The sequence below is a fragment of the Streptosporangium sp. NPDC050855 genome, from assembly GCF_044456585.1.
Lineage (GTDB): Bacteria > Actinomycetota > Actinomycetes > Streptosporangiales > Streptosporangiaceae > Streptosporangium > Streptosporangium longisporum.
Genome location: NZ_JBITFY010000006.1, coordinates 186864 through 207427 on the forward strand (window position 1 = coordinate 186864; position 20564 = coordinate 207427).

A 20564-nucleotide genomic window follows, 5' to 3' on the forward strand; every position below is an offset into this window, starting at 1 on the left:
GCGAGCCCGACGGAGGACGGACCGGAATCCCGATATCGGTAGGCTGGGGGTATGACGACCCCAGCGGAACGATACGCTGCCTTCCGTCAGAGCCAGGCCGAGAGCGGGCCCGCGCTGACCTCGTTCCGCGGACTGTACGACTTCGAGCTGGACGATTTCCAGCTCGACGCCTGCCGGGCCCTGGAGGCCGGTGACGGGGTCCTGGTGGCGGCGCCCACCGGCTCCGGCAAGACCGTGGTGGGCGAGTTCGCGGTGCACCTGGCCCTGGCCGAGGGCCGCAAGTGCTTCTACACCACCCCCATCAAGGCGCTCTCCAACCAGAAGTACAACGACCTGGTCCGCCGGTACGGCGCGGCCAAGGTGGGCCTGCTGACCGGCGACAACAGCGTCAACGGCGACGCGCCGATCGTCATCATGACGACCGAGGTGCTGCGCAACATGCTCTACGCCGGGTCCGGCACCCTGGCCGGGCTCGGGTTCGTCGTGATGGACGAGGTGCACTACCTCGCCGACCGGTTCCGCGGCGCGGTCTGGGAGGAAGTGATCATCCACCTGCCCGAGTCGGTGCGGCTGGTCGCGCTCTCGGCCACGGTCAGCAACGCCGAGGAGTTCGGCGAGTGGATGGGCGAGGTCCGCGGCGACACCAGCGTGATCGTCGACGAGCACCGGCCGGTCCCGCTCTGGCAGCACATGCTCGTCGGCAACCGCATCTACGACCTGTTCGTCACCGGCGAGGACGACCGCCGCCCCCAGATCAACCCCAACCTGCTGCGCATCGCCAGGGACGAGGAGCGCCAGGCGTTCGGCAGGGGACGCCGCGGCTACTCGCGCCCCCGCAGGAGCGGCCCGCCCGACCGGGCGGCGGCCATCGAGCGCCTGGACGCCGACGCCCTGCTGCCCGCGATCACGTTCATCTTCTCCCGGGCCGGCTGCGACGCCGCCGTCATGCAGTGCCTGCACGACGGCATCCGGCTCACCACCGAGGCCGAACGCCACGAGATCCGGCAGATCGTCGACGAGCGCACCGCGCACCTGCCCGACGAGGACCTGGGCGTGCTCGGCTACCTGGAGTGGCGCGACGCCCTGGAGCGCGGGCTGGCCGCCCACCACGCGGGCATGCTCCCGGCCTTCAAGGAGGTCGTCGAGGAACTGTTCACCCGCGGCCTGGTCAAGGCCGTGTTCGCCACCGAGACCCTCGCGCTCGGCATCAACATGCCGGCCCGGTCCGTGGTGATCGAGAAGCTCGACAAGTGGAACGGCGAGACCCACGCCGACCTCACCCCCGGCGAGTACACCCAGCTCACCGGGCGGGCCGGGCGGCGCGGCATCGACGTGGAGGGCCACGCGGTCGTCCACTGGCAGCCCGGCACCGACCCGGTCCAGGTGGCCGGTCTGGCCAGCACCCGCACCTACCCGCTGCGCTCCAGCTTCCGCCCCTCGTACAACATGGCGGTCAACCTGGTCGGGCAGGTGGGCCGGGAACGCGCCAGGACGCTGCTGGAGTCCTCGTTCGCCCAGTTCCAGGCCGACCGGGCCGTGGTGGGCATCGCCAAGCAGGTGCGCCGCGCCGAGGAGGCGCTGGAGGGCTACCGCCAGGCGATGACCTGCCACCTGGGCGACTTCGAGGAGTACGCCGCCATGCGCAGGGCCCTGTCGGACCGGGAGGCCGAGCTGTCGCGCCGGCGGGGCGCGGCCCGGCGCACCCAGGCGCTGCGCTCCCTGGAGGCGCTCAAGCCGGGCGACATCATCCGCGTCCCGGGCGGGCGCCGCGCCGGGCTGGCCGTCGTGCTGGACCCCGGCCTCAACTCCCGGGGCGAGGGGCCCTCCCCGCTGGTGCTGACCATCGGCAAGCAGGTCAAGAAGCTCTCCCCGGCCGACTTCCCCGTCCCGGTCGAGCCGGTCGAGCACCTGCGCATTCCCAAGAACTTCAACGCCCGTTCCCCCAAGGAGCGGGCCAACCTGGTCTCCTCGGTGCACGCCAAGATCGGGGACCGGGACTTCGGCAAGCCGGTGCGGGCACGCGACCACGCCGCCGAGGACGACGAGATCATCCGGCTGCGCCAGGAGATCCGCCGACATCCCTGCCACGGGTGCGACGAGCGCGAGGACCACGCCCGCTGGGCCGAGCGCTACCACAAGCTGCTCCGCGAGACCGAGGGCCTGCGCCGCAGGGTCGAGGGCCGCTCCCACGTCATCGCCCGTACCTTCGACAAGGTCTGCGGGGTGCTCGACCAGCTCGGCTACCTCGACGGGGAGAGCGTCACCGCCGAGGGCCGCAGGCTGGCCCAGCTCTACACCGAGCTGGACCTGCTGACCGCCGAGTGCCTGCGCTCGGGGCTCTGGGACGACCTGGACCCGGCCGAGCTGGCCGCGTGCGTGTCGTCGCTGGTGTTCGAGTCGCGCCAGGCCGACGACGCCCGCCAGCCCAGGATCCCCGCGGGCGCCGCGCAGAGGACGCTGGCCGACATGGTCCGCCTCTGGGGCGAGCTGGAGGCCATCGAGAGCGACCACGGCCTGTCGTTCATCAGGGAGCCCGACTTCGGGTTCGCCTGGTCGGCGTTCCGCTGGGCCAAGGGCCACACCCTGGACGCGGTCCTGCGCGACGGCGTCGCCGGCGGCGAGCTGGCCGCCGGTGACTTCGTGCGCTGGACCAAGCAGCTGCTCGACCTGCTCGGCCAGATCTCGGACGCGGCCCCGGCCGGGAGCAAGGTCAAGCAGACCGCGGGGAAGGCGATGGACGCCCTGCGCCGGGGCGTGGTGGCGTACTCGTCCCTGTCCTGAGGTCCTCGCGGCGGGGCAGCAGCAGCGGGGTGGCCAGGAGCAGGACGCCGGCGGCCACGATCGCCGCGCGGGGGCCGACGGCGGCGGCCAGCAGCCCCCACGCGGCGGTCAGGGCCGCGATGCCGAGGGTGCCGCCGACCGACCACGCCGACAGCGTGCGGGCGACCCGGTCGGGGGCGGTGTGGTCGAGCCGGTAGGTGGCCAGCACCGGGTTGAACACGCCGCAGCAGGTCACCAGGCCGAGCTGGACGACGATGACCAGCACGATCCCGGGGACGCCTGGCTGGACGAGCGCCAGCCCGACGGGCCAGCACGCGCGCAGCGCCCCGGCGGTCAGCATCACCCCGTGCCGCCCGAACCGCGCCACGAGCCGGCGCGCCAGCCGCGCCCCGACGAGGCCGCCGACGCACGGCACCGCGAACATGAGGCCGTACTGCCAGGGGGCGAACCCCAGGTGGCCGAGCAGGAGCACGGCGAGCAGCGGCTCGGTCGCCATGATCAGGCCGTTGACCAGGACCGTGTTGAGGAACAGCCGGCGCAGCGTCCGGTGGGACAGGATGGCGCGCCATCCCCCGAGCAGGTCGCCGGTGCGCGAACCCGATGCGCCCGGCCGCGCGGGGCGCGGCTCGTCCCCGCCGATCGCGCGGATGCCCAGTGCCGACAGCAGGTGGCCGGCCGCGTCGGCCGCCACCGTCACCACCGGGCCGAGCACCCCGATCGCCGCCCCGCCGAGCGGCGGCCCGACCATGATCGCGGTCCAGGTCGTGGACTCGAACCGGCTGTTGGCGACGAGCAGGTCCTGTGGCGGCACGAGCTCCTTCAGGTACGCACCGCTCGCCGCGTTGAAGGTGATCCTGGCCGCGGCGACGACGACGGAGACCACGAGGAGCTGGGCGAAGCCGAGCAGGCCGAGCGCGTACGCCACCGGGACGCTCACCAGCGCCGCAAACCGGACCAGAGCCATCGCGATCATCACCGGCCGCTTGCGGCGGAACTCCACCCACGGCCCGAGCGGCACCGCGACCACGGCCCCCACCGTGAGCCCCACGGCGGACAGCGCCGACACCTGGGCCGGCCCGGCGTGCAGCACCAGGACCGCGACCAGGGGGAACGCCCCGAAGGCCAGGCTCGTGCCGTACGAGCTGACCGCGTACGACGCCCACAACCATCCGAACCGCCGCCCGAGCGCCCGCCCGTCCCTCATCCCGCCCCGCCTCCCGCCGGCCCGTACAACCATGTGGTGACCACTGGCATCCAAGCGGCCGGGGAAGGCGGAGATCAAACAACCGTCCGCCCCGTCGGCACAACCTCTCGTTGTGTCGCTACCCTCGCGACGTGGATCTCGAGGCCGTGCGCACCTTCGTGGCCTCCGTGGACGCGGGACGGTTCCAGGACGCGGCCGACGAGCTGTCGATCACCCAGCAGGCCGTCTCCGAGCGCATCGCCTCGCCGGAGAGGAACCTCGGGGTGCGGCTGTTCACGCGCACCACGCGCGGGGCACGCCTCACCATCGACGGGCAGGCGTTCCTGCCCCACGCCCGCGAGCTGCTGCGGGCCGAGGAGCGGGCGCTCGGGAAAGGCCCTAGAGCAGCGCGAAGCGGACCTCGCGGGTGGCCGGGTCGGCGCGGGTCAGCCGCACCCGGACGCTCTCGCCCAGCGGAAGGTTCTCGCCGTCGCAGCGCGCCACCACCGGCGGGTCGGTGACCTGCACCTGACCTCCGGGCCGGTCCTCGGCCACGTCGATCACCACGGCCTCGAACGTCTGGCCCACCCGGTCGCGGAGCACGAACGCCTCCACCAGGTCCACGCACGCCCGCTCGACGCTCCCGGCCCGCCGCCCGGTGGCGTGCATGATCTCCGGCAGCTCGTCCATGACCTGCTGGACCTCCTGCGGCACCGGCTCGCCCGCCGCGACGGCCAGGCAGATCTCGGTGGCGTAGCGGTCGATGAGACGCCGCAGCGGCGCGGTCACGTGCGCGTACGGCGCGGCCACCGCGGCGTGCTCGGCCTGCGCGGGCGGCTCCCCGTTGAAGGCCACGTACCCGGCGCCGCGCAGCAGCACCGTCGACTCCTGCAGGAACGCGGCCTGCTCGGGGACCTTCGGGTCGAGGGCGTGCACGACGTCGCCGTACCCGGCGCCCTCGGGCCAGGACACGCCGAGCGCCGCGGCCATCCGCCGGACCTGGGCCACCCGCTCGGCCGGGGCGGGCGGCAGCACCCGCAGCAGGCCGATCTCGGCGTCCAGCATCATCGAGGCCGCTGCCATGCCCGTCAGCAGCGAGATCTGCGCGTTCCACGCCTCGGCGTCCAGCGGCGCGCGCAGCTCCACCCGGTAGCCGTCCCCGTCCGGGACGACCTCCTGGTCGGGGGTGGGCAGCGTGACGCCGCCCCTGGCCCGCTCCAGGTCGAGCCTGAGCCGGCCTATCTCGGCCAGCAGCCGCAGCGTGCCGTCGGCGGTGCCGGTGTCGATCGCCGCCTGCGCGTAGTCGTAGTCGAGCCGCTCGCGGCTGCGCACCAGGGCCCTGGTCACGTCCGCGCCCACGATCCGTCCCTCGGCGTCCAGGTCCACGCACCACAGCGCGGCCGGACGGTCCACCCCGGGCAGCAGGCTGGCCGCGCCCTCCGACAGCACGGGCGGGTGCAGCGGCACCCGGCCGTCGGGCATGTAGACGGTCTCGCCGCGCAGGCGGGCCTCGGCGTCGATCGCGCCGCCGGGCCTGACGAACGCCCCGACGTCGGCGATGGCGTACCAGACGCGGTAGCCGCCGGGCCGCTCCTCCAGGTGCAGGGCCTGGTCGAGGTCCATCGCCCCTGGCGGGTCGATGGTGATCATCGGCAGGTCGGTACGGTCCAGCCGGGGCAGGGCGGGCGACTCGGCGACCCACTCGGCCTCGTCGACCACCGCCCGGGGGAACTCCTCGGGCAGCTTCATCTCACGACGGATCCGCTCGAAACCATCGTCGAGCCGCGGATGGGACTCTCCGGGCACCCGGATGCTCTTGTGAGGCACAGGCAGCAACCTACCGGCTCCCGGGGGACCGGCTCCACGGCCGGGTCCCCGGGGACCCGGCCCCCGAGGATTCAGGGGCCCGGGAGCGGGCCGTCACGACCGGGTCGTTCGGAGGGCGGTCAGAGCGCGGAGATCAGCCGCTCCACGGGGCTGCCCAGGCCGTAGCGTTCGCTCAGCCCGGCCAGGGCCTCGGCGTCGCGGGGCGCGGCCGGGAGCGCGAAACCGGTCTCGGGCACGGGGGCGTCACGGGCGACCCGGACCACCCCCGGCGCGACCCGCAGGTACTCGCGCGCCGCCGAGAGCCTGGCGCGCTGCCCCGCGGTCAGGACGGCCCCTGGACGCTCCGGGCCGCCCTGACCGGAGCCGTCCTCGTCGACGGCCCGCAGCAGCGCCTCCAGCGAGCCGAAGGCGGTGATCAACGCCGCCGCGGTCTTGTCGCCCACCCCGGGCACGCCCGGCAGGCCGTCGCTGGGGTCGCCGCGCAGGGTGGCGAAGTCGGCGTAGGCGCGGCCCGGGACGCCGTACTTCTCGGTCACCGCCGCCTCGTCGACGAGCTGGAGGTTCTTGACCCCCCTGGCGGTGTAGAGGACGCGGACCGGCCGGCTGTCGTCGACCAGCTGGAACAGGTCACGGTCGCCGGTGACCACGTCCACCTGGCCGCTCGCCCGCGCGGTGAGCGTCCCCATCACGTCGTCGGCCTCGTAGCCGGGCACGCCGACGCGGGCGATGCCGACCGCGTCGAGCACCCGCTCCAGCACCGGCACCTGCGGGGCGAGCGTGTCGGGGGTCTCCTCGGCGCCGTCGCCGGCGACCCGGTGGGTCTTGTACGTCGGGATCGCCGCCACCCGGAAGGCCGGGCGCCAGTCGGCGTCCATGCAGGCGACCATCTCCTCGGGGGAGTAGCGCCGGATCAGCATGGCGATCATGTCGATGACGCCGCGCACCGCGTTGACGGGCATGCCGTCGGGGGCGGTCATCGACTCGGGGATTCCGTAGAAGGCGCGGTAGTACAGCGACGGGGTGTCGAGGAGCATCAGACCGGGCATGCCGATCATTTAACCAATCAACCGAGGACGCCGACGGCCAGCACGCAGGTGTCGTCCTCGGGGTCGGGGCCGCCGACCACCTCGATGAGCCGGTCGAGCCCGTCCTCCAGGTCCCCGACCGGCAGGGTCGCCGCCGCGGCCATCGTCAGCGCCACGCCCTCGTCGATGTCGCGGGTGCGCCGCTCCACCAGCCCGTCGGTGAACAGGAGCAGCAGGTCGCCCGGATGCGACCGGAACGAGGCCAGGCCGTACGGCTCGTCCGAGGTGGCGCCCAGCAGCACCCCGGCGGGCGGCTCCAGCTGGGCGGCCGTCCCGTCGCGGACCAGGATCGGGGCGGGATGGCCGGCCTGCGCCCAGGTGAACGTCCCGGTGACCGGGTCGAGACGGCCCACGACCGCGGTCGCCGTGGTCTCCGGCATCCGCCGCAGCACCAGGTCGTTGAGCCAGGTCAGCAGCCGGTCGGGGGAGTGGCCGGTCATCGCCAGGCCGGCCAGGGCGTGCCGGAGCTGGGCCATCTGCGCCAGCGCGGGCATCCCGTGCCCGGCCACGTCGCCGATGGCGAGCTGCACCCCGCCGTCGGACAGGCGGACGGCGTCGTACCAGTCGCCGCCGAGGCCGCTCCCGACGCCCGCCGCCGCGTAGCGCACGGTGACGCGCGCGTACGGCAGGTCGATCGTGCCGTCCAGGCCCGGCATGATCGCCTCGCGCAGTGCCACGCTCATGTGGTGCTCCTCGGCGGCCTGTTCGCGCACCCGCAGCAGCATGTCCCGCGAGTCCGACATGATGCGCTCGGCGCGGCGGCGGACGGTGACGTCCTGCACGACGCCGTACACGGCGGCGCGCTCGCCGCTCACGACCGGGTCCAGCACGACCCGCAGGTGGCGGAGCTCGCCGTGACGGCGGACGCGGAACTCGGCCTCCCCGGGCACGGCCCGCCGCATGACGCACCTGAGCAGCCGGTCCACCCCGGGCCGGTCGACCGCCTCGGCGTGACCGGTGAGGTCGCACAGCGGGATCGGGCCGTCGCCGGGATCGCGGCCGAACATGGCGTACACCCCGTCGGACCAGGTGGACTCCCCGGTCCGGAGATCCCACTCGGCCCAGCCCATGTCGCCCAGCCGTTCCGCGTGCGCCAGGCGTGCGGTGAGGAGGTGTCGCTCCACGGCCATGTGCCCGTCCGGCGTGTCGTGCCGCCACCGCGTCTTCTCGGCGACGGCGGTCGGGGCCGGAAGGGTCACCTGGTCGTTTCGTGGGTGGAGGGGTGGCTGGTGGCCGCCCACTACGCCGACCATGTAGCTCGCTCTCGGAATGCGTGGCTTTACGGATATCGTGTCAACGAAATGTGATCGTACTTCAACAGATTGTAGTGGTGGGATCGCTCCCTCGCCTTCCTTTCCGTGACTTTCGGGCCCCCTGACCCTCCTGATGCGCCGTCGTCCCGGCCGGATTAGATTGGTCGGCGTGACAACGGAGTCCTCTGATCTCTATCCCGTGACCCGCCTGGCCGCCGCCCGCGAGGCCACGGCCGCCGCCGGGCTCGACGCGCTGCTGCTCACCCCGGGTCCCGACCTGCGCTACGTGACCGGCTACGAGGCGCTGCCGCTGGAGCGGCTGACCGGCCTGGTGCTCCCGGCCGAGGGCGAGGCGTTCATGATGGTGCCCCGCCTGGAGCTGCCCGCGGCCGAGCGCTCCCCGGCCTCGCGCCTGGGCCTGGAGTTCGTCCCCTGGGACGAGACCGACGACCCCTACGCGACCGTCGCCGCCAGGCTGGGCCGCCCCCGCAGGGTCGGCCTGGCCGACCGGATGTGGGCGATGCAGTCGCTGCGCCTGCGCGAGGCGATGCCCGGGGCCGAGCAGGTGCTCGCCGGGACGGTGCTGCGCGGGCTGCGCATGCGCAAGAGCCCGGCCGAGGTGGCCGCGCTGCGCGAGGCGGGCGCCGCGATCGACGCCGTCCACGCGCAGGTGCCCGGCTTCCTGAGGGCCGGCCGGACCGAGCGCGAGATCGGCAGGGACATCGCCGAGGCGATCATCGCGGCCGGGCACTCCACGGTCGACTTCGTCATCGTCGGCTCCGGACCCAACGGCGCCAGCCCGCACCACGAGCTGTCGGACCGGGTGGTCGCCGAGCGCGAGCCGATCGTGGTCGACATCGGCGGCCAGATGCCGGGCGGCTACTGCTCGGACTCCACCCGGGTCTACGCGATCGGCGAGCCCCCCGCGGGCTTCCTGGCCTACTACGAGGTGCTCCGGCGCGCCCAGCAGGCCGCCTGCGACGCGGTGCGTCCCGGCGTGCCGTGCGAGGCGATCGACGCGGCCGCGCGCGAGGTGATCGCCGCCGAGGGCTACGGCGAGTACTTCATCCACCGGACCGGCCACGGCATCGGCCTGGAGACCCACGAGGAGCCCTACATCGTCGCGGGCAACGCCGAGCCGCTGGCGCCCGGCTTCGCCTTCTCCGTCGAGCCGGGCATCTACCTGCCCGGCGCCCACGGCGCCCGCATCGAGGACATCCTCGTCTGCACCGAGGACGGCGGCGAGCGGGTCAACCACCGTACCCGCGAGCTCGTGGTCGTCTGAGACGGCGGCCCGCCCCCTCCGGCCGCGAGGGGGGTGCCAGAATCGGGGTGGCCGGTGATCCCGGCCGTCCCGCCGTCCGCGCCAGGACCTGGAGCACGCGGAAACCACCCCCTCCCGTCGGATCACGGGGCGGGGTCCTCACGCTGGAGGATTCAGATGACCGTTGAGCGCGTCCTGCCGACCGGCGACGCCCATGACCTGCTGGACCTGGTCCGCGACCTGATCGCCAAGGAGGTCGCGCCCCGGGCCGCGGCCGACGAGGCCACCGGCACCTTCCCCCGGGAGGTGTTCGGCACGCTCGGCCGCGCGGGCCTGCTCGGCCTGCCCTACCCCGAGGAGCACGGCGGGGCGGCGCAGCCGTACGAGGTCTACCTGCAGGTGATCGAGGAGCTCGCGGCCGGCTGGCTGGCCGTCGGCCTGGGGGTGTCGGTGCACACCCTGTCGTGCTTCCCGGTGGCCGCCTACGGCACCGACGAGCAGCGTGCCGCGCTGCTGCCGGACATGCTGGGCGGGGAGTGGCTGGGCGCCTACTGCCTGTCGGAGCCGCAGTCGGGCTCCGACGCCGCCGCGCTGACCACCAGGGCGGTCCCCGGCGCCGACGGCCACGACGGCTACACCGTCGACGGCGTCAAGGCCTGGATCACCCACGGCGGCGCCGCCGACTTCTACACGCTGATGGCCCGCACCTCGGCCGACGGCGCCCGCGGCATCTCCTGCCTCCACGTGCCCGCGGGCACCGAGGGGCTGTCGTTCGGCGCGCCCGAGCGGAAGATGGGCATGAGGTCCTCGCCCACCGCCCAGGTCCGCTTCGACGGGGTGCGCCTGCCGGCCGAGGCGCTGCTCGGAGCCGAGGGGGAGGGCTTCCGGATCGCCATGGCCGCCCTGGACGGCGGCAGGCTCGGCATCGCGGCCTGCGCCGTGGGCGTGGCCCAGGCCGCCTACGACGTCGCCGCCGCCTACGCGGCCGAGCGCCGCCAGTTCGGCTCGCGGATCATCGACTTCCAGGGCGTCGGCTTCATGCTCGCCGACATGGCCACCCAGATCGCCGCGGCCCGCGCCCTCTACCTGGACGCCGCCCGGCTGCGCGACGCCGGCCGGCCGTACGGCACGCGGGCGGCGATGGCCAAGCTGTTCGCCACCGACATGTGCATGAAGGTCACCACCGACGCCGTCCAGGTCCTCGGCGGGTACGGTTACGTGGAGGACTTCCCGGCCGAGCGCCACATGCGGGAGGCCAAGGTCCTGCAGATCGTCGAGGGCACCAACCAGGTCCAGCGCCTGGTGATCGGCCGCGCCCTGGCCAGGCAGGTCACGGACGCCGGACGCTGACCCCCGCGCCCCGCCCGTTCCCGCGTCCCGCCCGTCCCCGTGTCCTGCCCGTCCCCGTGTCCCGCCCGTCCGCGTCCGCCGGGGCCGGGCGGGGCGTGACGCCGGTGCCCGCGCGCCCGGGACGGTCCTCAGAGCCCGTAGCCCTCCAGCAGCCGCAGCCAGACCTCGCTGACCGTGGGGAAGGACGGCACGGCGTGCCAGAGCCGCTCCAGCGGCACCTCGGCGGTGACCGCGATCGTGGCGGCGTGCAGCAGCTCGCCCACGGCCGGTCCGGCGAACGTCACCCCCAGCAGCACGCGGCGCCGCTCGTCCACGACGGCCTTGGCCCTGCCCCGGTAGCCCTCGCCCTGCAGGTAGGCGCCCGTCACCTTGCCCATGTCGTACTCGACCACGCGCACCTCGAACCCGGCGTCGCGGGCCTCGGCCTCGGTCCGGCCGACCGCGCACACCTGCGGGTCGGTGAAGACCACCTGCGGGGCTCCGTACGCGTCCGCGGTGTCGCGCAGCGCCGGGAGGTCGTCGGGGCCGCCCTTGGCGCGCGCGGCGATGACGTCGCCGCACACCCGCGCCTGGTACTTGCCCATGTGGGTGAGCAGGGCCCGGCCGTTGACGTCGCCCACCGCGTACAGCCAGCCGTCGCCGACGGCGGTGGCGCGCATGCTGTCGTCGACCTCCACGATCCTCCCGGCCTCCAGGCCGACCGTCTCCAGGCCGAGGTCACCGGTGGCCGGGCGCCTGCCGGTGGCCACCAGCAGCTCGTCGGCCTCCACCGGCGCCCCCTCGGACAGGTGGACCGTCACCGGGCCGCCCGGCCGGGGCCGCTCCACCCCGGTCACCCGGACGCCGGTGCGGACCGTGATGCCCGCCTCGGCGAACGAGGCCGCGACCAGCTCCCCGGCGAACGGCTCCATCCTGCCCAGCAGCCCGCCGCGCGCCAGCACGGTCGTCTCGGAGGTGCCGAGGCCGTGCATGGCCTGGGCCATCTCGCAGGCCACCACGCCGCCGCCCAGCACGGCCAGCCGCGCCGGGACGCTCCCGGTCACCGTCACCTCGTGGCTCGTCCACGGGGACGCCTCGGCGAGGCCGGGGACCGGCGGGACGGCGGCCGCGCTCCCGGTGGCCAGCACGACCGCGTGACGGGCGGTCAGGGTGCGGACCGAGCCGTCCTGCGCGGTCACCGCGACCCGCTTCGGGCCGTCCAGCCGCCCGTGCCCCCGGACGAACTCCGCGGGCACCCCCTTGATCCACTCCACCTGGCCCGCGTCGTCAAGGTGGGACACGGCCTCGTCGCGCCGGGCGAGCACGGCGGCGGTGTCGATCGGCCCCATCGTCAGGCCCGGTACCCGGGAGACCTCGGCGACCAGGTCCACCGGGCGCAGCAGCGCCTTGCTGGGGACGCACGCCCAGTACGAGCACTCCCCGCCCGCCAGGCGGCCCTCGACGATCGCCACGGTCAGCCCGCCCTTGACCGCGCGGTCGGCGACGTTCTCGCCCGCCGGGCCCGCGCCCACCACCACCACGTCGAACTCGTCCGACACGACGTACCTCCATAGGAAACCAGGTCACCGGTCCCGCGGCGCGTCGGCGGCGCGGGGTCGTACCAGCTTCGCATCCCGGCGCAGGGCGGGGCCGCGGGCGGGGCCCGGCGCGCCCGGCAGGTCGTTCCCGGTCCTCCGCTCCCGGGTCCGGTCAGCGGCTCCGGGTCTGCGGGTCCGGCCCCGGGTGAGGGCCCCGGGCGGAGGGCGGGGTCAGCGGCGGCGGCCGCGGGCCTTGAGCGGGGTCAGCGGCAGCTCGGGCGCGGGCAGCGGGGCCGCGCCCGCGCCGGGCACCGTGCCGAACGCCTCGCCCTCCGCCCACTCGCGCCGGAACCGGACGATCTCCTCGTGGCTGCGGCCGACGAAGTTCCACCACATGACGATGCGCTCCTCGAACGGCTCGCCGCCGAGCAGCAGCAGCCGCCCGCCCCCCTCGGAGCGCAGCTCCAGCTCACCGCGGCCGCAGCCCAGGTGCAGCAGCGGCCCGGGGGAGAGATCGGTGCCGGCGGCCCGCACCGTGCCGGACAGGGCCAGCACGGCGTACTCGAAACCGGGACGCAGCCTCAGGCGCGTCCCGGCGCCCGCCTCCAGGGCCACCTCGGCGCCGACCAGCGGGGTGTGGACCGTCGCCGGGGACGCGACGCCGTCCAGCTCGCCCATGATCACGGTCGTGGTGACGCCCGGCGAGACCGGCCGGGGCAGGTCCGCGTGGTGCTCGAAGGCCGGGGCGGTGCCGCGGGCGTGCGAGGGGAGCGCCACCCAGAGCTGGACCCCGTGCAGCCGGTCGCCGGGGACCGACTCCTCGGAGTGGGAGATGCCGCGCCCGGCGGTCATCAGGTTGAGCCCCCCGGGGGTGATCGTCTGCTCGCTGCCGAGGCTGTCGCGGTGCAGGATCTCCCCCTCCAGGAGCCAGCTCACGGTCTGCAGGCCGGTGTGCGGGTGCGGGGGGACGCGCATCGTCGCCCGCTCGGGACCGTAGTGGTCGACGAAGCACCAGGCGCCGACCATCCGCACGTCCCGGTTCGGCAGGGTCCGGGTGACCCTCATCGCCCGGGGGCCGCCCAGCACCACGTCCCGGCCGTCCAGCAGCTCCTCGACCGGCCCGGCCGCCACGTCCGCAGGGCCGCCGCACGCCGACTCCCGCGGATCCGTCTCCAGATTGCTCACCCGGAGACCCTACGTCCCGATCCGCCCCCGCCGGGCGCCCGGGCCCGTGACCTTCTCAGGGACGGACCGCCTGCGTGTTCGCGGGCCGGTTCCGGTATCTTTCGTCCACCCCTCGGGCCTTCGGACGCCGAGGGCCGGAACACCGTGTGAAGTGAGAGGGCGATGACCACCGAGACAGCTGCTCCCCCCCGGTCTCGGCAGAGCCGCTGGAGCGCGCAGACATGGTTCAACGTCGTGCTGCTCGCCATGGCCGTTCTGCTGGCGATCTCCGCGGTCGTCGGCGCCACGGTCCTGAAGAACGCGGCGTCGGCCTCCAACCGCCTGATCGACCACATCTCCATCGGCCGGATCCAGGCCGAGCGCCTGCAGGCGACCCTGCTGGACCAGGAGACCGGCATGCGGGGCTTCGTCATCACCGGCAACGAGGAGTTCCTGCAGCCCTACGTCGACGGGCGCCGGGAGCAGACCACGGTGTCGGCCCAGATCAGGAGACTGCTTCCGGGGGCCGCGCCGCTGCGGGAGCTCGACACCGTGGAGAGGCTGGCCGCCGACTGGCGGGCCCGGTACGCCGAGCCGATGATCGCCACCGCCAGGGAGAAGGGTCCCGAGAGCGTGAGCGGGACGCTGATCGCGGAGAGCAAGCGCTCCTTCGACCTGGTCAGGAAGGCCCTCGACGTCCAGAACGCCGCCTGGACCCAGGCCAGGAACGAGGCCCGCGCCGAGCTGGACGCCGCCCGCACGCTCAGGGACATGACCTTCTTCGGCATCCTGGTCGCCTTCCTGATCACCATCATCACGGTGGCGGTGCTGCTGAGGATGGCGGTGTTCAACCCCCTGACCCGGCTGCGGGAGGCGTCCCGCAGGGTCACCATGGGCGACTTCGACCACCACGTCGACACCGGAGGCCCGGCCGACCTCGCCGAGCTGGCCGGGGACATGGAGGCCATGCGCCGGCGCATCGTCACCGAGCTGGAGGAGGCCAGGGCCTCGCGGGTCCAGGTCGCGGCCCAGGCCGAGGAGCTCAAGCGCTCCAACGCCGAGCTGGAGCAGTTCGCCTACGTGGCCAGCCACGACCTGCAGGAACCGCTGAGGAAGATCGCGTCCTTCTGCCAGATGCTGCAGCAGCGGTACGCCTCCCAGCTCGACGAGCGGGCCAACACCTACATCGACTTCGCCGTCGACGGGGCCAAGCGCATGCAGGTGCTCATCAACGAGCTGCTCACCTTCTCCCGGGTGGGCCGCATCACCAGGGAACCCGTCGAGATGGACCTGAACGACGTGGTCGACAGGGCCCTGGCCAACCTGTCGGCCGTGGTGGAGGAGTCCGGGGCCGAGGTGGAGGTCGGCGACCTGCCGGTGATCGTCGGCGACCGGACGCAGTTCGTGATGCTCTGGCAGAACCTCATCGGCAACTCCCTGAAGTTCCGCGTCCCCGACCGCGCGCCACGGGTGAGGATCGAGGCCGAACGCGTGGAGCGGGAGCCCGGCGGGGAGGGGGAGTGGCGGATGACCGTGACCGACAACGGCATCGGCATCTCCGCCAACTTCGCCGACAAGATCTTCGTGATCTTCCAGCGGCTGCACCAGCGGGACGCCTACGAGGGCACCGGCATCGGCCTGGCGCTCTGCAGGAAGATCGTGGAACAGCACGGCGGCACGATCCGGCTCGACACCGAGCACACCGGCGGGGCCCGCTTCATCATCACGCTGCCGGCCCCGCCGCTGCCGCCCGCCACCGAGGAGGAGCCCGCCGAGGAGAAGTCCGCCACCGAGGAGAGGTCCGCGGTCGAGGAGAAGCCCACGGCGAGCGGGGAGCCCGGGGCGGGCGAGGAGCCCGGGGCGGGCGGGCAGGACGCGGCGGGCCGGGAGGTGCCCGCCGGGACCGGGCCGTGAGGCCGTGACGGTGCGCGCGCTCCCCGGGGCCGTTACCGTGTAGCGGATGGAGGAGATCGACCGCCGTATCATCACGCTGCTGGCCCGAGACGGCCGGATGAGCTTCACCGATCTCGCCAGGGAGACCGGGCTGTCGGTGTCGGCGGTGCACCAGCGGGTGCGCCGCCTGGAGAAGCGCGGCGTGCTCCGCGGCTACGCCGCGCTCGTCGACTACGACGCCATCGGCCTGTCGCTCACCGCCTTCGTCTCCATCAAGCCGACCGACCCCGCCGCCGCCGACGACGCCCCGGAGCGGCTGGCCCACCTGAGCGCCATCGAGGCGTGTCACAGCGTGGCCGGGGACGAGAGCTACATCCTCAAGGTCCGGGTGGCCTCGCCGATCGCGCTGGAGGAGCTGCTGAACCAGATCCGCTCCGCCGCCAACGTGTCCACCCGCACGACGGTCGTGCTCAGCACGCCGTACGAGCACCGGGTCCCGGAGCCGGCCGGGCCCGAGGACGGCAGGCCCGACGAGCGCCCCTGACCCCCGCCACCCCGGCCGGAGATTTCCGACTTGCCGGACAGGGGGTAGGTGATTCAAGCTCGACGGGTGGCCGCCCAAAAGATCATCATTGACTGCGATCCCGGGATCGACGACGCGCTGGCTCTCGTCCTCGCCCACGGGAGCCCCGACCTGGAGATCCTGGCGATCACCACGGTCGGCGGCAACGTCGACCTGGCCAGGACCACCGACAACGCGCTGCGGCTCCGCGAGTTCCTGGGGTTCCGCGGCGTGCCGGTGACCCCGGGCAGCGCGGGCGCCCTGATGCGCCCCCGGGTGAACGCCGCCGAGGTGCACGGCGGCTCGGGCCTGGGAGGCGCGCTGCTGCCCGCGCCGACGCTGCCGCCCGCGGACGGGCACGCCGCCGACGTCATCGTCGAGACGCTCCGGGCCGACCCGGGCGAGGTGACGCTGGTCGCCATCGGCCCGCTGACGAACGTGGCGCTCGCCGTGCTCAGGGAGCCCCGCGTCGCCGAGTGGGCGCGGGGGATCACCATCCTCGGCGGGTCGTACACCCGGGGCAACTTCTCCCCGGCGGCCGAGTTCAACATCGCCGCCGACCCCGAGGCGGCCGCGATCGTCTTCGGGGCCGGCTGGACGGTGACCATGATCGGGCTCGACGTGAGCCGCGGCGCGATGGTCACCCGGGCCGTGGCGGAGCGGATGGAGACCATGGGCAGGCTCGGCGGCGGGCTGCTCGTCCCGTGCGTGCGCTTCCACGGCACGATCACCGACGACGGCGGCCCCGCGATGCACGACGCCTGCGCGATCGCCCACCTGATCGACCCGTCACTGATCACCCTCGTCCCCGCCGTCGTCGACGTCGAGACGGCCGGCCGCTTCACCTCGGGGATGACCGTGACCGACTTCGCCCCGCGGGGCCGCACCCCCAACGCCCTGGTCGGCACGTCCCTCGACGCCGGCCGCTTCTGGGACCTCCTGCTGGGCGTCTACGCCGGGGTGGCGGCCTCGATCGAGGCCGGGGACCCACCGGGCCCCGCGGGGTGACCGCCCGCGCCCGGCCGCCGCGCGGGCGCGGAACGGTGTCGCGGGTCAGCCGGCGGCCGGAGGGGCGTGGTACTCCTCGTCGGTGACGTGCTCGCCCCATTCGGTCTCTGGGACGCCGCTCTCGCCGGTGCCCTCCCACATGGCCAGGTGGGTCATGAAGTGGTCGGGGGCGGCGCCGTGCCAGTGCCACTCGCCGGGCGGGGTGTGGACGGTGTCGCCGGGCCGCATCACGACGACCTCGCCGCCGCGGGAGCACACCAGACCGATGCCCTCGGTGACGTGCAGGGTCTGCCCGGCGGCGTGCCGGTGCCAGGCGGTACGCGCGTAGGGCGCGAAGCGCACGATGTTGACCCGCATCCGGGACGGTTCGGTGCCGGCGTGGATGACGTCGAACCAGACGTCACCGGTGAACCATTCGGCAGGTCCCCTGCCGGTCGGGCGTTTCCGCAGGACCTCCATGCGTGCTCTCCTTCGTCAGGTCCCCGGGGCGGGGCGCGTCGGGTCGGGTCGGGATCCGGCCCGCTCGGGCCGGGCCCGGTGGGACAGGATCCGTTCGACGTCCCGAGCGTGGTGGGTCCCACCGCGCCGGCAACCCCTCCACCTGGCGTATCGCCTCACGCGGTGTCACGGACCGGTCGTAGCCGCACTCGCGGCAGGGGTCTCCGTACGACCCCGCGCCCCAGGACTCCATCGGAGGCCAGCCTATCGGCCTCCCGGACGGCCGTCACCGGACAGGAAAGGAGAGGCCCGGCACTCGGTTCCGGGTCAGTGGTAGAAGCCCTCGACCGGGACGCGTGCCTCCTCGAACAGGGCGGGGCCCTCCTGGGGGACGCGGGGCCACCCGACGCCCGGCTTGAGCGCGGCGAGCTGCTCGTTGGACAGCGCGTACACCACGCGTCCGAGCCCGGACCGTTCGATGGCGCCCTCGCACATGGGGCAGGGCTGGCAGCTGGTGTACATGGTGGTGGCCGCGGCGGTGGCCGGATCCAGCTCGCGGGCGGCCCACCGGGCGAGCTTCAGCTCGGGATGGGCGGAGATGTCGCCGTCGCTGGTGACCGTGTTGTGGTCCTCGGCCAGCACGTCGCCGTCCGGTCCCACCAGCAGCGATCCGAAGGGGGCGTCCCCGGTCGCGCGGGCTCGCGCGGCCAGGGCGACGGCCCTGCGCAGGAAGGTCTCGTCCTCAGGTGTCATGGTCGCTCCGTTCACGGGTGGCGGGTGTGCGGGGCCACAGGTCGGCCACGGTCGCGAGCGCGCGCCAGGCCGTCTGCGGGTGGAAGGTCTCGGCGGGGTCGGAGCCGAACGGGTCGAGCACGACGGTCTCGGACCCGAGCAGGCGCAGCTCCTCGAGATCGTCGAGGATCTGCTCGGCGGTGCCCTCGCCGGCGAGCCGCTCGGGACCGGTGACCGGCGCGTCGGTCAGGCGCAGCACGATGCGGGGGGTCAGGGCGGGCACCGGCCGTTCCAGCTCGTCCGCGACGGCCTTCAGCCGGTCCACCGCGCCGCGCAGCCACGGCAGGGTCATCCGCAGCGGGTGCCACGCCTCGCCGAGGCGCACCGCGCGGCGCAGGCCGGCGTCGCCGTTCCCGCCGACCCAGAGCGGTATGGTCCCGGCGCGGTAGTCCTCCTCGTCCGCCCAGGCGGCGCGCATCGCCCGCAGGTGGTCGTCGGTCAGCCGCCCGCGCCGCTCGAACGGCACCCCGAGCGCGGCGAACTCCTGGCGCGCCCAGCCGACGCCCACGCCGAGGATCAGCCGGCCGCCGCTGATGCGGTTGAGGTTCGCCGCCATCCGGGCCGTCAGCAGGGGGTGGCGGTAGGGCACGATGAGCACCGAGGTGCCGAGCATGACCCGCTCGGTGACGCCGGCCAGCCAGGAGAGCGTGGTGAACGGCTCGTAGAACGGAGCCGGGTACTGCTCGGCGACGTCGGGCGTCACCACGACGTGGTCGGAGATCATCAGCAGGTCGTAGCCGAGGGCCTCCACGGTCCGCGCCCAGCGCCGCAGCACGTCCGGATCCGTCCCCGGCCCGAAGTTCGGTACGTTCACCCCGATTCGCATGCCAGGAACCCTACCCAGGCGGCCTCCCCGTCCTGAAGGCATGATCCATGGCATCCGAGGCCTCTCACCGGTGATCTGCCGGTATGTTGCAGGGATGACCGAGGATCTCGACGAGACCGACTGGTCGATCCTGAGGGAGCTCCAGCGGGACGGCCGCGTCCCCCTCACCGAGCTGGGACGGCGGGTGAACCTCGGCGCCTCGGCGACCACCGAGCGGGTCAGGCGGCTGGAGACGCTGGGCGTGATCACCGGCTACCGGGCCGAGGTCGACCTGGTGAAGGTCGGTTTCGCCGTGCTGGCCGTCGTGCGCCTGAAGTATCCCGGCAGCCGCCACGAGCCGCTGCGCCGCCTGCTCGGCGAGCGCCCGGAGATCCTCGAGTGCCTGCGCACCACCGGTGAGGACTGCTACACGCTGAAGGTGGCGGCGGGCTCCATGGCCCACCTGGAACGGATCATGGACGAGCTCGCCGGGTTCGGCACCACCACCACCAGCGTCGTCTACAGCCGGACCCTGCCCTACCGCGGGCCCGTGGCCCCGCCCGACGGCACCCGAGGACCGCTCAGGGGATGATCCGGCGCCGCCGCAGGTCGCCGAGGATGCCCAGGAACATCGCCTCGGTGTCGACGTACTCGTGGAAGCCGAGGCGCCGGGCCTTGGAGCCGTCGGCGAAGAAGTCGTAGTCCCAGGAGAACACGGCGTCGCCGAAGGCCCAGGACGACACCTCCTCGTACGAGTGCCGCTCCAGCCCGTACTTCTCCACCATGGAGTCCCACAGCGGCCCCTTGTCCGCCATGACGACGTCGAGCGACATCGGCAGCGGGGGAGCCGTCTCCAGGTCGAAGAAGCGCGCGATCCTCGGCCACATGTCGTTCCAGCGGAAGAGGTCGCCGTTGTTGACGTTGAACGCCTGGTTGGCGCAGCGCTCCTCGGTCGCCGCCCAGACGGTCGCCCTGGCCAGCAGCCCCGCGTCGGTCATCTCCAGCAGCGTGTCGTAGGCCCCCGGCCTGCCGGGGAAGCGCAGCGGCAGGCCCAGCTCCTTGGAGATCGCGCCGTACACGGCGATCACCATGGCCAGGTTCATCGGGTTGCCGAGGGCGAAGCCGCACACCACGGACGGGCGGATCGCGCTCCACGTCCACCCCGAGCCCCGCTGCCGCTCCCGCAGGAAGTCCTCCTGGTCGACGTTGAACTCCGGCGGCATGTGGCGCGGGTCGCTCTCGCGCGCCGGGGTCTTGAACGGGCCCAGGTGCGCGCCGTAGACCTTGTACCCCTGCATCAGGCTGACGTGCCGCAGGCCGGGCGCCACCGGCTCGATCGCGTCGACGACGTTGACCAGCATCGCGAGGTTGGGAGCCACGAGCTCGGCCCACGTCGGGCGGTCCTGGTAGGCGGCGTAGAAGACGTGGGTCACCTCGGTGAGCCCGCCGAGCGCCCCGGCGCAGTCGTCCCGGTCGAGCAGGTCGACCCGGACGTGCCTGACCCGCCCCGCGTTCTCCCCGCCGCGGCGCGACAGGCCGATCACCTCCCAGTCGCCCAGCGCCGCGAGGTGCTCGACCAGGTTGCGGCCGATCACTCCCTGGGCGCCGACGACGAGAGCGACCTTGCTCTGGGTGCTCATGG

17 protein-coding genes and 1 pseudogene are annotated in these 20564 nt (G+C 73.8%); 8 read left to right on the forward strand and 10 right to left on the reverse strand.

The genetic code is table 11. The features are described from left to right. Positions 1 to 51 precede the first annotated feature (51 nt). A complete protein-coding gene (locus tag ACIBCT_RS15105; protein ID WP_399188673.1) occupies positions 52 to 2781 on the forward strand; it encodes a DEAD/DEAH box helicase in 2730 nt (909 codons plus the stop codon). Here the strand turns inward: ACIBCT_RS15105 and ACIBCT_RS15110 are convergent. Beyond that, the gene (locus tag ACIBCT_RS15110; protein WP_399188675.1) at positions 2711 to 3985 is read right to left on the reverse strand and encodes an MFS transporter; all 1275 of its coding nucleotides are present in this window, start codon (positions 3983 to 3985) and stop codon (positions 2711 to 2713) included. The genes ACIBCT_RS15105 and ACIBCT_RS15110 overlap by 71 nt on opposite strands. 146 nt (positions 3986 to 4131) lie before the next feature. Here ACIBCT_RS15110 and ACIBCT_RS15115 point away from each other — a divergent pair. Continuing rightward, positions 4132 to 4290 (forward strand): annotated as a pseudogene (locus ACIBCT_RS15115) (LysR family transcriptional regulator); the annotation flags it as partial. A 73-nt stretch (positions 4291 to 4363) separates the two neighbouring features. Here ACIBCT_RS15115 and ACIBCT_RS15120 read toward each other — a convergent pair. The 3 genes from ACIBCT_RS15120 to ACIBCT_RS15130 all read right to left on the reverse strand — a co-directional run bounded on the left by ACIBCT_RS15120 (position 4364) and on the right by ACIBCT_RS15130 (position 8075). After that, on the reverse strand, positions 4364 to 5791 hold the full coding sequence (locus ACIBCT_RS15120) for an RNB domain-containing ribonuclease (protein ID WP_399188677.1): 1428 nt from the start codon (positions 5789 to 5791) through the stop codon (positions 4364 to 4366). Positions 5792 to 5910: 119 nt separating this feature from the next. After that, positions 5911 to 6837, reverse strand: a complete 927-nt coding sequence (locus tag ACIBCT_RS15125) for a 5'-3' exonuclease H3TH domain-containing protein (RefSeq protein ID WP_399188679.1) — start codon at positions 6835 to 6837, stop codon at positions 5911 to 5913. Positions 6838 to 6854: 17 nt separating this feature from the next. Continuing rightward, entirely contained in the window at positions 6855 to 8075 is a 1221-nt protein-coding gene (locus tag ACIBCT_RS15130; RefSeq protein ID WP_399188681.1) for a PP2C family protein-serine/threonine phosphatase, read from the reverse strand. A 223-nt stretch (positions 8076 to 8298) separates the two neighbouring features. Here ACIBCT_RS15130 and ACIBCT_RS15135 point away from each other — a divergent pair, with 223 nt between their 5' ends. Both ACIBCT_RS15135 and ACIBCT_RS15140 read left to right on the forward strand, forming a co-directional pair. Then, positions 8299 to 9414, forward strand: coding sequence for a M24 family metallopeptidase (locus ACIBCT_RS15135; RefSeq protein WP_399188683.1), 1116 nt, complete (start codon positions 8299 to 8301; stop codon positions 9412 to 9414). Positions 9415 to 9570: 156 nt separating this feature from the next. Further along, positions 9571 to 10743: an acyl-CoA dehydrogenase family protein gene (locus ACIBCT_RS15140; protein ID WP_399188685.1), complete on the forward strand. Its 1173-nt coding sequence runs from the start codon at positions 9571 to 9573 to the stop codon at positions 10741 to 10743. A gap of 128 nt (positions 10744 to 10871) precedes the next feature. Here the strand turns inward: ACIBCT_RS15140 and ACIBCT_RS15145 are convergent, their stop codons facing one another. Beyond that, positions 10872 to 12281 carry a dihydrolipoyl dehydrogenase family protein gene (locus tag ACIBCT_RS15145; protein WP_399188687.1) on the reverse strand — a complete coding sequence of 470 codons (1410 nt, stop codon included), beginning with the start codon at positions 12279 to 12281 and terminating at the stop codon, positions 10872 to 10874. Between the two features lie 210 nt (positions 12282 to 12491). Then, the gene (locus tag ACIBCT_RS15150) at positions 12492 to 13445 is read right to left on the reverse strand and encodes a pirin family protein (RefSeq protein ID WP_399188689.1); all 954 of its coding nucleotides are present in this window, start codon (positions 13443 to 13445) and stop codon (positions 12492 to 12494) included. A gap of 162 nt (positions 13446 to 13607) precedes the next feature. Between ACIBCT_RS15150 and ACIBCT_RS15155 the strand changes: the two genes are divergently transcribed. The 3 genes from ACIBCT_RS15155 (at position 13608) to ACIBCT_RS15165 (ending at position 16887) form a co-directional block, all read left to right on the forward strand. Beyond that, complete coding sequence (locus tag ACIBCT_RS15155) at positions 13608 to 15338, forward strand: CHASE3 domain-containing protein (protein WP_399188691.1); 1731 nt, start codon at positions 13608 to 13610, stop codon at positions 15336 to 15338. A 46-nt stretch (positions 15339 to 15384) separates the two neighbouring features. Beyond that, positions 15385 to 15861 (forward strand): Lrp/AsnC family transcriptional regulator, encoded by a 477-nt coding sequence (locus ACIBCT_RS15160; RefSeq protein WP_399188693.1) that lies wholly within the window; start codon positions 15385 to 15387, stop codon positions 15859 to 15861. Between the two features lie 66 nt (positions 15862 to 15927). Further along, the gene (locus ACIBCT_RS15165) at positions 15928 to 16887 is read left to right on the forward strand and encodes a nucleoside hydrolase (protein WP_399188695.1); all 960 of its coding nucleotides are present in this window, start codon (positions 15928 to 15930) and stop codon (positions 16885 to 16887) included. A gap of 45 nt (positions 16888 to 16932) precedes the next feature. On the opposite strand, the gene ACIBCT_RS15170 is transcribed toward ACIBCT_RS15165, so the two are convergent. The 3 genes from ACIBCT_RS15170 to ACIBCT_RS15180 all read right to left on the reverse strand — a co-directional run bounded on the left by ACIBCT_RS15170 (position 16933) and on the right by ACIBCT_RS15180 (position 18943). After that, positions 16933 to 17346, reverse strand: a complete 414-nt coding sequence (locus tag ACIBCT_RS15170; protein ID WP_399188697.1) for a cupin domain-containing protein — start codon at positions 17344 to 17346, stop codon at positions 16933 to 16935. Between the two features lie 306 nt (positions 17347 to 17652). Beyond that, positions 17653 to 18078 carry a nucleoside deaminase gene (locus tag ACIBCT_RS15175; protein ID WP_399188699.1) on the reverse strand — a complete coding sequence of 142 codons (426 nt, stop codon included), beginning with the start codon at positions 18076 to 18078 and terminating at the stop codon, positions 17653 to 17655. Further along, on the reverse strand, positions 18068 to 18943 hold the full coding sequence (locus ACIBCT_RS15180) for an LLM class flavin-dependent oxidoreductase (protein ID WP_399188701.1): 876 nt from the start codon (positions 18941 to 18943) through the stop codon (positions 18068 to 18070). The genes ACIBCT_RS15175 and ACIBCT_RS15180 overlap by 11 nt, the downstream gene beginning before the upstream one ends. 94 nt (positions 18944 to 19037) lie before the next feature. Here ACIBCT_RS15180 and ACIBCT_RS15185 point away from each other — a divergent pair, with 94 nt between their 5' ends. Continuing rightward, positions 19038 to 19514 (forward strand): Lrp/AsnC family transcriptional regulator, encoded by a 477-nt coding sequence (locus ACIBCT_RS15185; RefSeq protein WP_399188703.1) that lies wholly within the window; start codon positions 19038 to 19040, stop codon positions 19512 to 19514. On the opposite strand, the gene ACIBCT_RS15190 is transcribed toward ACIBCT_RS15185, so the two are convergent. Then, the gene (locus ACIBCT_RS15190) at positions 19504 to 20562 is read right to left on the reverse strand and encodes an SDR family oxidoreductase (RefSeq protein WP_399188705.1); all 1059 of its coding nucleotides are present in this window, start codon (positions 20560 to 20562) and stop codon (positions 19504 to 19506) included. The genes ACIBCT_RS15185 and ACIBCT_RS15190 overlap by 11 nt on opposite strands. Between the last annotated feature and the right edge of the window lie 2 nt (positions 20563 to 20564).